Here is a 13,906-nt window from a genome sequence, read left to right as displayed (position 1 = left end):
TACGATAAAATTTCTTATAAGGAATGATCATATACGTGATAGAGCTGTCGAATGTATCTAAAACCTACCCGAATGGAACCAAGGGTCTGAATCATATTAATCTGTCTATTTCCCAAGGCGAGTTCGTCGTCATCGTCGGGCTGTCGGGAGCAGGCAAATCAACGCTGCTGCGCTCGATGAACCGCCTGCACGACATTACTGAAGGGGACATCCGAATTGGCGGCAAGTCGATCACCAAGGCATCGGGACAGCAGCTCCGCAGCATTCGGCGCGATATCGGCATGATTTTTCAAAGCTTCAATCTGGTCAAACGCTCTACCGTGCTGCGCAATGTCATGGCCGGTCGGGTCGGCTACCATTCTACGCTGCGTACCGTGCTGGGGCTATTCCCGAAGGAGGACACCGACATTGCCTTTGGGGCGCTTAGCCGCGTCAACATTGCCGAGAAGGCCTACGTCCGGGCCGATCAGTTGTCCGGCGGACAGCAGCAGCGGGTCGCGATCGCCCGCGTACTCGCCCAGGAAGCCAAAATCATTCTCGCAGACGAGCCGGTGGCCTCTCTCGATCCCCTGACGACGAAGCAGGTCATGGATGATTTGAAAAGAATCAACCAGGAGCTCGGCATTACGACGATCGTCAACCTGCACTTCATCGATTTGGCGAGAGCCTATGCCACTCGAATCATCGGGCTTAGAGCCGGAGCAGTCGTCTTCGACGGCCCTGTGTCGGAAGCGACCGACGAGGCGTTCGCCTCGATCTATGGGCGGCCGATTGGGCAGGATGAGCTGCTGGAGGAGCGGGTCGTATGAACGCCAAGCCAAGCATCCCGATTCAAGCACGCCCCAAGGCACCGAGCCGGCTGAAGCATATTCTGACCGCAGCCATTATCCTGCTCCTGCTCTGGGGCAGCGCGGTACAGACGGAGTCCACGCTCGGCGAGCTTGTGGCGGGCATCCCTAATATGCTCGATCTGCTGCGGGAGATGTTCCCGCCGAAATGGAGCTATTTCAATCATATTGTCGATGCGATGCTGGAGACGATTCGTATGGCCCTCGTAGGAACGACGCTGGGAGCGATCGCCGCCATGCCCGTCGCCCTGCTGTGCGCCAGCAACCTGGCGAGATCCGGCTGGGTTTATTATCCGGTACGCTTTCTGCTTAATCTCGTTCGTACCATCCCGGATTTGCTGCTGGCCGCCCTGTTTGTCGCCATTTTCGGGCTTGGACCGCTGCCGGGCATATTCGCCCTCGCGGTCTTCTCAATGGGCCTGATCGCCAAGCTGACTTATGAAGCGCTGGAAACAATCGACCAGGGCCCCTTGGAGGCGATGACCTCCGTTGGGGCGAACGCGCTGCAGCGGATTTCCTATGGCGTCATTCCGCAAATTCAAGCACATTTCGTCTCTTATGTGCTCTACACCTTCGAAATTAATGTGCGCGCAGCAGCGATTCTCGGCTTGGTCGGGGCCGGCGGCATCGGGCATTATTACGAGGTGACGTTAGGTTTTCTGGAGTATGACAAGACCAGTGCGATCATTATTTTTACATTGACTATCGTTCTGGTGATCGATTATATAAGTATGAAGCTGCGGGAGAAACTGCTATGACTAAATCTAGGAACGAAATCGTGCGCAAGCCGCGGAAAAAAGCCTATCGCTGGCTGATTTATGCAGCGCTTGCCATCATCTATATTTGGGCATTCGCCGGTATACCCTATACGGGCATCAAAGAAACGGCCGGGCAAATTTCCAAGGCAATCGTAGCCGGAATCTTCTCGCCAGACTGGGATTACGTCTATTTGCCGGACGGCGAGGATTTGCTGCGGGGCCTGCTGGATACGCTGGCGATTTCCATGCTCGGCACCTTTATTTCGACCATCGTCTGCATTCCCTTTGCCTTCTGGGCCGCGACCAATATGAGCTCATCCAAATGGGTATCCGGCTCGGGGAAAATGCTTCTGAGCTTCATCCGCACCTTCCCGGAAATCATTATGGCCATCCTGTTCATTAAAGCGGTCGGCCCCGGCTCCTTTGCCGGCGTGCTTGCGCTTGGACTGCACTCCGTAGGGATGCTGGGCAAGCTGTTCGCCGATGAGGTGGAGAATTTAGACAAAGGGCCCGTTGAAGCCTTGATCGCGTCGGGGGCGAATCGCTTGCAAATCATGTGGTTTGCCGTAATCCCCCAGGTACTGCCGGGCTTTCTATCCTACACCTTGTACCGATTCGAAATTAATGTCCGCTCAGCAACGATTCTGGGTATCATCGGAGCAGGCGGAATCGGCACGCCGCTCATTTTCGCCTTAAGCTCCCGCAATTGGGAGCGAGTCGGTATTATTCTGCTCGGCATCGTGGTCATGATAACGATCATCGACATGATCTCCAGCTCCATCCGCAAAAAACTGGTGTAATCATCCGCTCCTGCAACATTTCATGGAGTCGTCCCGTCTTGACTTGTAGCTACATAAATTACAGGTTGAGAGGATTGTTAACATGAATACAGCTACTTTGAAAACATCACTGGCCATGCTGGCCTTATCTACAGTCATCGCCTCCGGCGCCGCTTCTGCCGACTCTGCGATTAGCCTTCCTGCCGCCTCGGCGGATGTTACACCCCTTGCGTCCCCGGCGCAGACATCAGCCATCACTATTGAAATCAATAGAACGCTTCTGCCCGTGACGGCCTACCAAGCGCAGAACGGAGACGTAACGATGCTGCCGCTCCGCGCCGTTGCTGAGCAGCTGGGTTATAGTGTGAAATGGAGCCAAGCCGATCGTTCTGCGACGATAAGCAAGGACGGCGTGAGCGCAGCCGTTAAGACCACAGTGGAGGAATATGCGGTCAATGGAATATCCGCTTCTCTTCCGGTCGCTCCAGAAATGACGAAGGGGCAATTGCATGTGCCGGCCGCCTTCATCGAAAATGCCCTGCATGCCTCCGTAGCGATCAACGCCGGCGCCGTCTCGATTACAACGCAGGCGCAGGATGCACAACAGCCAGATCAACCGGTGCAGCAGCAGAGCGCACAGAGCAACGGCGTCATAACCGCCATCCATGAGAGCGATAAATATGCTTCGGTGCTAATTCAAGGAATCGGGCCCGATGGACTTGTTCTAAATGTAAGCGAGGATACAATATATCAACGCGCTGACGGCACAAAGCTCCAATGGTCGGATCTGCAGCTCGGGATGACCGTTCAAGCAGATCATTCCCTGGCCATGACTCTTAGCCTGCCGCCTCAAACCCCAACCTACGCCATCACCGTGCTGGACACGGAGCTGCCTGGCGAGCTGCTCGGTACCGCGGGTACGGTTGAGGAGATCCGCACGAATAAACAAGGACATATCAGCTACGTGGTCAAAGGACAAGGACTGACTGACCTGTCCCAGGACGAGATTGTTCTTCAATCGAGCGCTGACACGGCCATCGTGGACAAAGAGGGCAAGCCAGTAGAGCAAAGCTCGATCAAGCAAGGAACGAAGGTCATCGGCTTTTATCAGCCCGAGATGACAAAAAGCCTGCCTGCGATCAGCCAAGCTGTCAAAATCGTGGTGGAAGCTGAACTGCCATCAGAGCAATAATAACGACTTTATAGAAAAGCCCCACAGTTGGAATCATCCACTGCGGGGCTTTTTGCCGTTCATCCAAGAAATGCCTCAGTTGCGCTCCCAATGACGATGGGCCGCAATCGCTTCAATGAAGCTGGCCGCGAATTCGCTGCCGCTCTTCCCCGTAATGACGCCAGGGCTGTTCTCCATTTGCGGCTCAAGCCACTTCAACCCGTCAGCGGCAGCCCCAATCGGCTTATAATGCGAGTAAGCCTCCTGAATGAAATAGGCTGCCTTCATGTGCGAAGAATCGACGAGGAGCTCTCCACCCAGCGCATAAATCGCATCGAACAATACGGAATCCGCGGTGAGGAAGGTATGCGTTATTTCGCACTCCGTCTCCTCCGACCCGCGGAGCACCCCGAGCTTCTCGCTAATGAATTCAACCTGGACGCCTTCGGCGATCAGCGCATTCAGTACGGACATCGCCTCGGCTCCGTCAAAGTTACTGCCTACGATAACGCCGACCTTGCGGGTCTTCGGCGATTTTACCGTGTTCTCCTGGCTGAGCGCCGGGGATGACTTGATGGACTGCGAACCTGCGCCTTGCGGAGGATTTGCCCCGATGGCCTCGGCGACCGGCACGGCCAGCTTGAGGCTGACATTGCCGAACATGTCGACCACCTGCTGGCGTACTGACTTGCTCTTGACCTTGCCCAGCTCGAACGAAAAGGCATCGATGATATGCTGCTTCTCCGCCAGGCTCATACTGTTCCAGAAGAGCGTCGCCTGCGAGAAGTGATCCTTGAAGCTGTCGCTGCGGGCGCGAATCTTGCGGCCCTCCACCTTCTCCTGATAGTGGACATAGCCGCCCTCTGCTTCGGATGCAGGTGCCGGTGTATTCCCGGCCAGTGAATTGTTATGATAGCTGACCTGCCCCACATTGATTGTCTGGCGGCCATAGCCGTCCCGCTGATTGTTATGAAACGGGCAGACGGGCCGGTTAATCGGCAGCTCGTGGAAGTTCGGGCCGCCAAGGCGAATGAGCTGCGTATCGGTGTAGGAGAACAGCCTGCCTTGCAGCAGGGGGTCATTGGTAAAATCGATCCCTGGCACGACATGCCCCGGATGGAAGGCCACCTGTTCCGTCTCCGCGAATACGTTATCCACGTTACGGTTCAAAGTCATTTTTCCGATCAGTTGCACGGGAACCTCCTCTTCCGGCCACAGCTTGGTCGGATCCAGGATATCGAAGTCGAATTTGAACTCATCCTCTTCCGGCAAAAGCTGAACGCCAAGCTCATATTCCGGGTAATTGCCCTGCTCAATCGCTTCCCATAAGTCGCGGCGGTGAAAGTCGGGATCTTTACCGGAGATTTTCTGCGCCTCGTCCCAAACGAGCGAGTGCGTTCCCAGCACGGGCTTCCAGTGAAATTTCACGAAATGGGCCTTGCCCTGCTCGTTGACAAGCCGGAACGTATGCACCCCGAAGCCTTCCATCATCCGGAAGCTGCGCGGAATAGCACGATCCGACATCGCCCACATGATCATATGCGCCGACTCCTGGTTGTTCGCCACGAAATCCCAGAACGTATCATGCGCTGTAGCCGCCTGCGGCATCTCATGATGCGGCTCCGGCTTCAGCGCATGAATCAGATCCGGGAACTTAATGGCATCCTGGATGAAAAATACCGGGATGTTGTTGCCCACCAGGTCGTAGTTTCCTTCCTCGGTATAAAACTTCGTGGCAAAGCCCCGCGCGTCCCGCACCGTTTCCGCTGAGCCGCGCGAGCCTGCTACCGTAGAAAACCGAACGAACACGGGTGTTCTCGTACCCGGATCTTGCAGAAATTTTGCCTTCGTATATGGCCTCATCGATGTATAAAGCTCGAACTCTCCGTGAGCCGCAAAGCCCCGCGCATGCACGATAAGCTCCGGGATGCGTTCATGGTCGAAGTGCGTCATTTTTTCCCTGAAATGAAAGTCCTCCATTAATGTCGGGCCCCTCTCCCCTGCTTTGAGGGAGAACTCATCCTCCGAGACGCGCAGCCCTTGATTCGTCGTAAGCTTCCGGCCTTCATCCTTTACGCGAAATTGCTCCAATTGCTCCTGCTTGCGGTTACTGTTTGCCTTGCGTTGTTGTTCCATTATCCTGTTTCCTCCCCGATCGAGATCGTTAGTCAGAGTACAGAGTACGTCGCTAACCTTTACCCCAATGAGAGTCCCGGCAAACAAGTTAAGAGCATCTTCATGCCGCCTGATTAGAGATTCTTGATATCCTCTACGGAGCCTTTATGGATCGGATATACCTTCAGAAACACGGTCACCATATCGATAAATGTCACGAGTGCCACGATATAAATAAACCATTTCCTGCCCTCGTTCCAGATCGATTCGACCCATTCAAACGCCTCACTGCCCGGTGTCATGACATTTAGCTGCACCAGCTGCTCCATAAAATGCGGATTCCAAATGGCCGGGTCTTTGAACATAATGACCATCAGTATGAACAAGGCTGCATTAAATGCCATATGAGACAGCATAACGCCGCGCGTCCATTTTCCTAAGATCATCTTGACCGATTCCTTCATGATGCTGAGCGCCGTCAGCCCCCAAATGAGCGGCAAGTACCGGGCGAAGTTCTCGACATGGAATATGGAGGCGGTTCCTATGAACTGGCCCTCCTTAAAAACAATCGCCCCGATCAGCTCCACCGAAAACGTAAACAACACGGCAAAGAGCACGGAAAAAATAATCCCCGCAATAGGCTCGCTCCGCTTGATGAGCAGCCTGCGGTCAGGAATCTCGGGCAGATCGGCAAGAGACCATTCCCGCCTGCTGCCCCAATCCTTTGGCTTCACGCCGGCGTATTCAATAATGGCAAAGGACAAGGTCACCCAGGCGAAGCCCTGCACGCCGATCGTTATGATCGATACGATATAGGAAATAAAATGCTGTAGCGTCTCCCCTGGCGTAATGAGAGCTTGAACGGCAAAGCTGACTGTAAGTCCAATACCAATAGAAATCATGACAATACGCAGTATGGAGATATATGCATCGAAAAATGCGGGGCCAATCAAGTATCTTGGCCATGCTCGATATTTGACCGCAAGCTCCTGCGGACTTCCCAGCTCGCGGAGTACCGCTTCGATATCGCCATCCGACACTGGCTCTCCCTGCGTCCGTTCCTCCAGCATGTCTTCAATCAAGCCCTGCAGCTCCAGCTTAATGTCCTCTCTCTGCCCTTCGGGCAGCTTCTGCGTTACAGCATAAATATATCTCTGAACATAATCCACGAGTCACTCCTCCTAAATATTCAATTCAAATCAAGCAGGCCTTCTACGCTTTGGTTCATTTCCCGCCAATCCGCGCATAACTGCCGATATACCTCTGTTCCAAAATGGCTGCGCCGATAATATTTCCGCGGGCGGCTTTCCGACGTGTCCCACTCGCTCTCCAGCAGCCCCTGCTTCTCCAATCTTCTGAGCAAGGGATACAGCGTGCCGGGATCGATCGCCATGCCCTTCTCTTCCAAAATCATTACAAGCGAATAACCATATTGGGGCTCTGACAATTGGCTCAGCACGCCAATGATGATCGTTCCTCGCCTTAATTCCTGCAGTAATCCATTCACGACCTCTTGAATATCAGTCATCCTGATCAACTCCTGCTTTCAATATACTGTATGGCACACACTATTGTAAAGTGCATATTATTAATTATTTTTAACTGCATAAAAATAGCATGAGCAAGATTTATAATCTCACTCATGCCAGTCGGTTTGCAGATGGCTTAGCTTTTGGGGATTGAGCAGCAAATATAGATTTTGAATACCGTTCGCTTCGCTCGTCCATTGGAAGCATAGCATCCCTTTCAATTGGCCCTCTTTCTTGAATATGAGGTTCAATTCTCCGTTTACCTCGGTTACCACGGCTTCCCAGCCACGCAATTCCTTAAACGCTTTGGGAGAAGTCAACAATGCCAACACGCGTTTCCGGCTTATAATCGGGAAAATAGCGGAACGGGTATATCCACCTCCATCGGTAATCATCACCGCATCCTCCGCTAGCAGCTCAAGCATCTCCTCTACCTGGTATCGCTCGAACGCGGCAATAAATCGCTCGATCAACGCTCTTTGAGCGGCCTCATTATTGGAAGCTGCATGATCGTCCATTCTCACAGCCTCGGCTTTGAGGCTCTGCTTGGCCCGACTGCATATTTTGCGACAATTGCTCTCCGACTTGCCCAGCATCTCCGAAATCGCATAATAGTCGTACTGGAACACTTCCCGGAGAAGATAGACCGCTCGCTCCATCGGAGTAAGGCGCTCAAGCATGACCAGATAGGCATACGATATCACATCCTGGCGTTCTAAAATCCGCTCAGGAGAATCATAATCCGCGACAAGAGGCTCTGGAAGCCATTCGCCGACATACACCTCTCTCTGTTTGCGTGCTGATTTCAACACGTTCAGACTGCGATTGGTAATTCCTTTTGCCAAATAGGCTTTTACATCCCGGATTTCCGTCATATCCTTGGCTTGTATCTCTGTAAACCAGTCCTGAACCACATCCTCAGCGTCGGATACGACACCCAGCATCCGATAAGCGATAGAAAAAGCATACGTTCGGTAATTCCGATACAAAGCATCGATGTCCATCCCCGTCTGCTCGGCAGCTCCATTTCCTCGGATTTTCCCGGTTTGCTCGGATTGCCAGGCTTGTCTGCTCTCCCGAGATTGCACGATCTGCTGAGATTGCACGACCTGCTGAGACTGCCTAACCTGCTGAGTCCGAATCTCCTCATCCCGCGATGACGCCGACAAGGCGTTCACCTCCTCCAAATGCCAAAAAGAAGCCGGAACGGCGGCTTCCTATTGGTGTATCCTCTTTCTTTTTCTTATATTACCATTTTATGATTTAAAGCAGCCGGGAAAAAGCCCCGATGAAATGGCCAGGCGATTCCAGCTGTTAATCGTATTTATGGCGATAAGCAAATCCACGTATTCGCTCTCGGTTACGTACTCCCGCACCTTCTCATAGACCGCCTGAGGCACTCCTTCCCGCGAAATGTTCGTAACACATTCCGTAAGCTCCAGAACAGCCCGTTCCTTATCCGTGAACAAGTGCGGAACTTCCCGCCATACGCTTAGCAGCAAAATCCGGTCGGCATGGTCGCCCATCGCCATCAGATCTTTAGCGTGCATATCCAGGCAGTAGGCACATCCATTGATTTGCGACGCGCGAAGCTTAATCAACTCATTCGCAACAGGATCCACGCTGCTATCCTTAGTATACTTCTCCAATCCAGACATCGCTTGATACGCTGCAGGGTTGGCCGTTCGAAAATTTAATCGCAGACTCATTGGCTCATCTCTCCCTCATAATGTGATACAGGGTAGACAAATGAACCTCCGATTTTGTGACACTCACAGGCGCAAATTTCAGCGTTCGGCACTGCGCTGTAAGACAGCGATCCATCGACACTTCCCTTTCATGAATTGACGGCTTCACCTGTAATCGCTACTATTTGGAACAGGAGGTGTTGTATCTATGACAACATTGTTGCTGCTCGGAGCGGGCATGATGTTTCTTGCTGTAGCCCTAGGGGCGTTCGGAGCCCATGCCTTGAAGAAGAAGCTCTCCGAGGAAATGATGAAAATTTACCAGACCGGAATCCAGTACCATATCGCACATGCGCTAGGCTTGCTGCTGTTAGGCTTGATCTCTGCGCAAATCGAATCAACGTCCCTTATTATGCTTGCAGGCTGGTTCCTGTTCGCGGGAATCATCCTTTTTTCAGGCAGCTTGTACGCGCTAAGCTTATCAGGCATCCGCAAGCTCGGTGCAATTACACCGCTAGGCGGCGTGGCCTTCCTTATCGGCTGGGTTCTTATGGCGATCGCGGTGATTTAAGCGGCGAGTCCTCCGGGTTCAACAAGCCGTACTTCGACTTCACCCGGGTCAGGATTCGTATCCATACCCCGGAGAATAGCGTGATAAAGAAAACATTCGAAAGCGCATGAGCCAAGTCGAAATAGAAGCTGGCCGCATAGGCCGACGCGAAAACCGGCCAGGATAATTGATCGTAGAGGTCGATTAGGAACCACAAATTCATGATCCAGCCAAAAAGAAATCCCCATAGAAAGCCAAAGAGATTTCTGGCCCACATCCTTTTCATGAAAAAAGTATCCTTAAGCAGCCCTGCCGTGAATCCGATCATCCCCCAGCAGAACATCTGCCATGGCGTCCATGGCCCTTGTCCCAGGAAAATATTCGAGGCGACGGCGGCGATGCTGCCTACGAGAAACCCCGTCTCAGCCCCGAAGACAAGCGCTGCCATAATAATGACGAAGGACGTCGGCTGCACGCTGGGGAGCGGCGCAAACGGCACTCGGCTCACCGCTGCGATGGCTCCCAGCATGGCTACAAGCAAGATCTCCTCCGCCCGCAGCTTCTTTCTCTCGAATCGGATAAAGAACGGGATCATGGCTAAACCAATCAGCAGGAAGCTCAGTGGCATATAATAATCCTCAAACCATAACACCGCGGCTAGCAATACGATGACTGCGATCATACTGCTGACATAGAAAATGCGCTTTATTTTTCCCATGGCAGTCCTACATCCTTCATCGTTATGGCCCCCGGAAATAAGTCGCCCGCTGTGCGATGAATAATCGTCGTGTAAAAGTAGTTGTTCCGCAGAAACTCCCTCGTCTCCTCAATCGCAGCCAGCTTGCCATCAAACAGCAGGCCGCATCGGGTCGCATAGCTTGCCGCAAACTCGATGTCATGGCTAACCATCAGAATGGTCGTCCCCTTCTTGCGGATGGCTTCGAGCTGTGCGGCCAGCTTCATTTTGGAGGTGGGATCAAGTCCCTTCGTAGGCTCGTCGAGCAGCAGCAATCGCGGCTCTGCGAGCAGGACGAGAATAAGCGCTACCTTCTGCTGCTGTCCTCCGCTTAAGTCAAGCGGGTGCATGTCCAGCGCCCCCTCCAGCTCAAACAGCTCCACCAGCTCGGCCAACCGCTCCTGCCTGCCGACGGCAAGCGAATGGCCCTGCCCGCTCCCTGTTCCTGAACCTGCCTCCAGTCGTTCTATTCGATCCTTGAGCTGCGCCCTTACGGTATCCCGCGTGAAGTAGAGCAGCGGATTCTGGGCAACGTATCCGATGAACCGGCTCCTCTCGGCGGTACTGCTGCGCAATAAAGATTTTCCATCCAAGAAAATGTTCCCGCGCTGCGGCTTCCTGGCACCTGCGATTTGATACAGGAGCGTGGACTTGCCCGAGCCATTCCCACCGAATAGGGTGAAGAAATCCCCTTGCTGAATACGCAGTGAACAGCCCTTCAACACAAGGGGCGCGTTTTTCTCGTAGGTAAAGAACAGTTCTCTGCATTCCAGCAGCGGCGTCGTTACTGACCGTGCTGCTTGCTGTCCCGCTTGCACCTGTCGTACCTCTTGTCCTCCTGCCAGTCCCACTGCTTGCTTCTCCGCCTTCGGCTCGGAGGCTAATGACATAGCAAGCGTCTCTACCGCCGTTTCTGTTGATACAGCAGCTTTATCCAAGGACAGCAGCTTCTCACGATGCTGGCTGATCCAGTGGCGGCCCGCCTTTACGGTCAAAGGAACAGGCTGTTCTCGCTCTTCCTGCGGAGCGTCAGCATTAGCTCCCAAGTATAATCGGCTTACAGCAGGCAGGTAGGGAATAAAGAATTCATCCCGGCCGTTCCAGATTTTGCGTATGATTTCTTGCGGGGCTCCGGCGTAGGCCACTTGCCCGGCCTTAAGCATGACGATCTGTGAAGCTAGGGGGAACAGCTCCTCTATCCGATGCTCGCTAATAATAACCGTGATAGACAGCTCCTCATTGATCCGCGCCAGCAGTTGAATAAATTCCTTGGCGGCTATCGGGTCAAGCTGAGCCGTCGGCTCGTCCAGCAGCAGTACTTTGGGCCGTAAGGACATGACGGAGGCCAGGTTCAAAAGCTGCTTCTGACCGCCGGACAGCTCATGTACTCCCAGCTGCAGCCACCCTTCCATGCCAAAAAACTGAACGAGCTCACCGATTCTGCGCTGAATCTGTTCCGTGGGATAACCCAGATTTTCCATCGCGAAAGTGAGCTCCTGCCAGACCGTATTCATGACGATTTGGTTGTCCGGATCCTGAAAAACCATTCCGATTTCTTCGATAGAACGCCGCTCTTCCAGGTCTTCCAGCAGGCACCCGCGATACCGAACTTCCCCCCCTCGCTGTCCCTCTGGCCTAACCTCCCGCTTCAACTGGCGAAGCAGCGTCGTCTTGCCCGAACCGGACGGCCCGCACAATAACACAAAGTCTCCCTCTTCAACAGTAAGATTTATGTCTTCGAGCATCGCATCCATCGCTTCCGGGTACTTGAAGCTTACATGCTTGATCTGATAATGCGCCAATGCAGCCACTCCTTCCCATTCATCACAAGGGGAATTGCTATGAATATTCCATAACTGAATAAATGAATCCCAAGCTGGAAAGACCAATGCAGCGCCTGCAGCCGAGGGTACACCTCATATTGATTAACGCCGAAGAACGCCCCAATCGCTACGTTTAGCCCTGTGATGATCATGATCCACAGCACGATGCTGTCCCGGCGATCCATCCGGTAGGCCGTGCCGCTGCTTCTTCGCCCGATCCCGTAGCCCCTCGCCCTCATGGAGCTGGCCGTCTGCAGCGCTTCCTCCAAAGACCAGCCGACGAGAGTATGCAGCGTCTCCATCCCCTCTCGCATCAGGAGCTTCTTATTTCCCCCGGATTGCAAGTAACCCATCACCTTCTGAATCGTCATAATTTGCTGCAATCTGCGGGTTAACAGAGGAACAAAGCGCAGGGTCACAGTAATCACAAAAGCGGTTCGCGGCGCATACGGCGTCAGTAAATACAGCAGCTTGTCCGGCGTTACTACCAAATTAAAGGCGACGAAGGCCAGCAGGATATTCAGCAGCGATAAGGCAAAAATCGCACCATATACAATGGCCTCCAGCGTGACGGGACGATCCCAAACGTAGAACAGGATCGTAGCGCCTCGGCTGGAAAACAACGGGTTCGAAATCAATATGATGAAGGCGATCAACAGATAGCCTTTGATCACTTTTTTCAAAGCCCGCCCCCCGTCGAGAGAAAAGAGGAGAGCTATAATGCATAGAAAGGACGCCAGCAAATAAACCGGATGCTGAAACATCATGCATGCTCCCAGCAGTACGATGAAATACAGCAAGCTTAATCGTGGATGCAATCCTGAAAACCCGTAGACCATATCAGCTCTTCCCATCCCATAATCCGTCATCCGTACCTGCTCCCAAATCCTTGCCCAGATCCTCCGTATACAGCCATCGAATGTCATCCCCCGAGCTCAGCGGCCATACTCCCGCACTCCGGTTAGGAAATTTGCCATTCACGCTATACATCCAGCCGCTGCCCGAGCCCTTATCGAATTCATATAAATTGTCGATGCCCTGCACATAAGCGGTTGCCCCGCTTCCGGTATACTCCATTTGCATCTTTTGGCTACGTGTAGCCTTCTTTAATACATCCAGCACGGTCTTCGAATCGCCGATGTCCACCTCGATCGTCTTCATAATCGTCCCGATATCCGGTGACCCCACGATAGTCAATGTAACAGCATCCCCGGAGCCTGCTTCCGCCTGCTTGGCACTCTCCTTATCCTTACCTGGCTTCGTAGCAGCACCCGGCAGAGGGGAAGAGGTCGCTGCTTCTAAGCCGCTTCCGCTAGGCGGTTGAGCTTCTGCAGTAGTATCGGTTTTCTTATCGTCATCCCCTGTCTGCTTGCCTGCTTTAGGCAAAGGCGCAGTCTGAGGAACAGTTATGGAGGACTCTCTATCCTTCGCTCCCGCTTCAAGAGCTGCTGCACTTCCGGAAGCACCGCTGTCGCCATTTCCAGAGAACGGCTTCTCTTCTGTATTCCCGGCCGGTAATGAAGAGGATGGCTCCTCCTGCCCCGACACCACCGGCTGCGGCGACCCGGCCTCCCCGCTCGCTGCTGTTCCCGATTCCTCAGCGCCTGCCTCCGTCGGCCCCGCTGAATCAGCGGAGGCGTCTCCGCCTGCATCACCGGATGACTCCAGCTGCCCTGGGCTTGGCTCTGCCGTGGAATTCGCCTGCTGCACCGCCTCGAGCTTAGTCTTTGGCTCTGGCTCTGCTGCTGGACGCCCTCCCCCGTAAAACCATACCGCAGCCAGCACAATAGCCATAACAGCCAGCAGTCCGAAGAGTTTATTTTTGTTGCGCCACAATGCTCTGCTCCAATTCAGCATATGTCCACCCCAAGCTACGATAATCGTATAAATAGGGAAAGAAGGAGGCTTA

Annotated in this window: 14 protein-coding genes; 5 read left to right on the top strand and 9 right to left on the bottom strand. The window is 53.4% G+C overall.

The features are described 5' to 3' along the window. The first annotated feature begins 35 nt into the window (after window positions 1-35). The 4 genes from phnC (at window position 36) to ACE3MQ_RS11095 (ending at window position 3,577) form a co-directional block, all read left to right on the top strand. Complete coding sequence (phnC, locus tag ACE3MQ_RS11110) at window positions 36-809, top strand: phosphonate ABC transporter ATP-binding protein (protein ID WP_379392677.1); 774 nt, start codon at window positions 36-38, stop codon at window positions 807-809. After that, entirely contained in the window at window positions 806-1,606 is an 801-nt protein-coding gene (phnE, locus tag ACE3MQ_RS11105) for a phosphonate ABC transporter, permease protein PhnE (protein ID WP_379392676.1), read from the top strand. Before phnC ends, phnE (ACE3MQ_RS11105) begins: the two co-directional genes overlap by 4 nt. Next, the gene (gene phnE / locus ACE3MQ_RS11100) at window positions 1,603-2,406 is read left to right on the top strand and encodes a phosphonate ABC transporter, permease protein PhnE (RefSeq protein ID WP_379392675.1); all 804 of its coding nucleotides are present in this window, start codon (window positions 1,603-1,605) and stop codon (window positions 2,404-2,406) included. The genes phnE (ACE3MQ_RS11105) and phnE (ACE3MQ_RS11100) overlap by 4 nt, the downstream gene beginning before the upstream one ends. Before the next feature lie 82 nt (window positions 2,407-2,488). After that, a complete protein-coding gene (locus ACE3MQ_RS11095) occupies window positions 2,489-3,577 on the top strand; it encodes a copper amine oxidase N-terminal domain-containing protein (protein WP_379392674.1) in 1,089 nt (362 codons plus the stop codon). A 75-nt stretch (window positions 3,578-3,652) separates the two neighbouring features. On the opposite strand, the gene ACE3MQ_RS11090 is transcribed toward ACE3MQ_RS11095, so the two are convergent. The 5 genes from ACE3MQ_RS11090 to ACE3MQ_RS11070 form a co-directional block, all read right to left on the bottom strand. Further along, the gene (locus ACE3MQ_RS11090) at window positions 3,653-5,692 is read right to left on the bottom strand and encodes a catalase (protein WP_379392673.1); all 2,040 of its coding nucleotides are present in this window, start codon (window positions 5,690-5,692) and stop codon (window positions 3,653-3,655) included. A 113-nt stretch (window positions 5,693-5,805) separates the two neighbouring features. Further along, entirely contained in the window at window positions 5,806-6,840 is a 1,035-nt protein-coding gene (locus ACE3MQ_RS11085) for an HAAS signaling domain-containing protein (RefSeq protein WP_379392672.1), read from the bottom strand. Between the two features lie 20 nt (window positions 6,841-6,860). Beyond that, entirely contained in the window at window positions 6,861-7,199 is a 339-nt protein-coding gene (locus ACE3MQ_RS11080; protein WP_379392671.1) for a PadR family transcriptional regulator, read from the bottom strand. Between the two features lie 108 nt (window positions 7,200-7,307). Then, window positions 7,308-8,369, bottom strand: a complete 1,062-nt coding sequence (locus ACE3MQ_RS11075) for a sigma-70 family RNA polymerase sigma factor (RefSeq protein WP_379392670.1) — start codon at window positions 8,367-8,369, stop codon at window positions 7,308-7,310. Between the two features lie 87 nt (window positions 8,370-8,456). Continuing rightward, window positions 8,457-8,909: a carboxymuconolactone decarboxylase family protein gene (locus tag ACE3MQ_RS11070; protein ID WP_379392669.1), complete on the bottom strand. Its 453-nt coding sequence runs from the start codon at window positions 8,907-8,909 to the stop codon at window positions 8,457-8,459. Between the two features lie 187 nt (window positions 8,910-9,096). Between ACE3MQ_RS11070 and ACE3MQ_RS11065 the strand changes: the two genes are divergently transcribed. Beyond that, a complete protein-coding gene (locus tag ACE3MQ_RS11065; RefSeq protein WP_379392668.1) occupies window positions 9,097-9,459 on the top strand; it encodes a DUF423 domain-containing protein in 363 nt (120 codons plus the stop codon). Here the strand turns inward: ACE3MQ_RS11065 and ACE3MQ_RS11060 are convergent. The 4 genes from ACE3MQ_RS11060 to ACE3MQ_RS11045 are packed head-to-tail and all read right to left on the bottom strand — an operon-like array spanning window position 9,437 to window position 13,854. Further along, a complete protein-coding gene (locus ACE3MQ_RS11060; protein ID WP_379392667.1) occupies window positions 9,437-10,156 on the bottom strand; it encodes an ECF transporter S component in 720 nt (239 codons plus the stop codon). The two genes, ACE3MQ_RS11065 and ACE3MQ_RS11060, sit on opposite strands and share 23 nt — an antisense overlap. Then, window positions 10,144-11,976, bottom strand: a complete 1,833-nt coding sequence (locus tag ACE3MQ_RS11055; RefSeq protein WP_379392666.1) for an ABC transporter ATP-binding protein — start codon at window positions 11,974-11,976, stop codon at window positions 10,144-10,146. Before ACE3MQ_RS11055 ends, ACE3MQ_RS11060 begins: the two co-directional genes overlap by 13 nt. Next, complete coding sequence (locus ACE3MQ_RS11050) at window positions 11,949-12,866, bottom strand: energy-coupling factor transporter transmembrane component T (protein ID WP_379392665.1); 918 nt, start codon at window positions 12,864-12,866, stop codon at window positions 11,949-11,951. Before ACE3MQ_RS11050 ends, ACE3MQ_RS11055 begins: the two co-directional genes overlap by 28 nt. Then, complete coding sequence (locus ACE3MQ_RS11045) at window positions 12,838-13,854, bottom strand: DUF4430 domain-containing protein (protein WP_379392664.1); 1,017 nt, start codon at window positions 13,852-13,854, stop codon at window positions 12,838-12,840. The genes ACE3MQ_RS11050 and ACE3MQ_RS11045 overlap by 29 nt, the downstream gene beginning before the upstream one ends. Window positions 13,855-13,906 lie beyond the last annotated feature (52 nt).

It is taken from the genome of Paenibacillus lentus (assembly GCF_042714055.1).
GTDB lineage: Bacteria > Bacillota > Bacilli > Paenibacillales > Paenibacillaceae > Fontibacillus > Fontibacillus lentus_A.
This window is presented reverse-complemented; position numbering and strand designations above follow the sequence as displayed.

Coding starts and splice junctions, on each gene's coding strand:
- phnE (WP_379392676.1), top strand. CDS start 806: ATGAACGCCAAGCCAAGCATCCCGATTCAAGCACGCCCCAAGGCACCG.
- phnE (WP_379392675.1), top strand. CDS start 1,603: ATGACTAAATCTAGGAACGAAATCGTGCGCAAGCCGCGGAAAAAAGCC.
- ACE3MQ_RS11095 (WP_379392674.1), top strand. CDS start 2,489: ATGAATACAGCTACTTTGAAAACATCACTGGCCATGCTGGCCTTATCT.
- ACE3MQ_RS11090 (WP_379392673.1), bottom strand. CDS start 5,692: ATGGAACAACAACGCAAGGCAAACAGTAACCGCAAGCAGGAGCAATTG.
- ACE3MQ_RS11080 (WP_379392671.1), bottom strand. CDS start 7,199: ATGACTGATATTCAAGAGGTCGTGAATGGATTACTGCAGGAATTAAGG.
- ACE3MQ_RS11070 (WP_379392669.1), bottom strand. CDS start 8,909: ATGAGTCTGCGATTAAATTTTCGAACGGCCAACCCTGCAGCGTATCAA.
- ACE3MQ_RS11065 (WP_379392668.1), top strand. CDS start 9,097: ATGACAACATTGTTGCTGCTCGGAGCGGGCATGATGTTTCTTGCTGTA.
- ACE3MQ_RS11060 (WP_379392667.1), bottom strand. CDS start 10,156: ATGGGAAAAATAAAGCGCATTTTCTATGTCAGCAGTATGATCGCAGTC.
- ACE3MQ_RS11050 (WP_379392665.1), bottom strand. CDS start 12,866: ATGACGGATTATGGGATGGGAAGAGCTGATATGGTCTACGGGTTTTCA.
- ACE3MQ_RS11045 (WP_379392664.1), bottom strand. CDS start 13,854: ATGCTGAATTGGAGCAGAGCATTGTGGCGCAACAAAAATAAACTCTTC.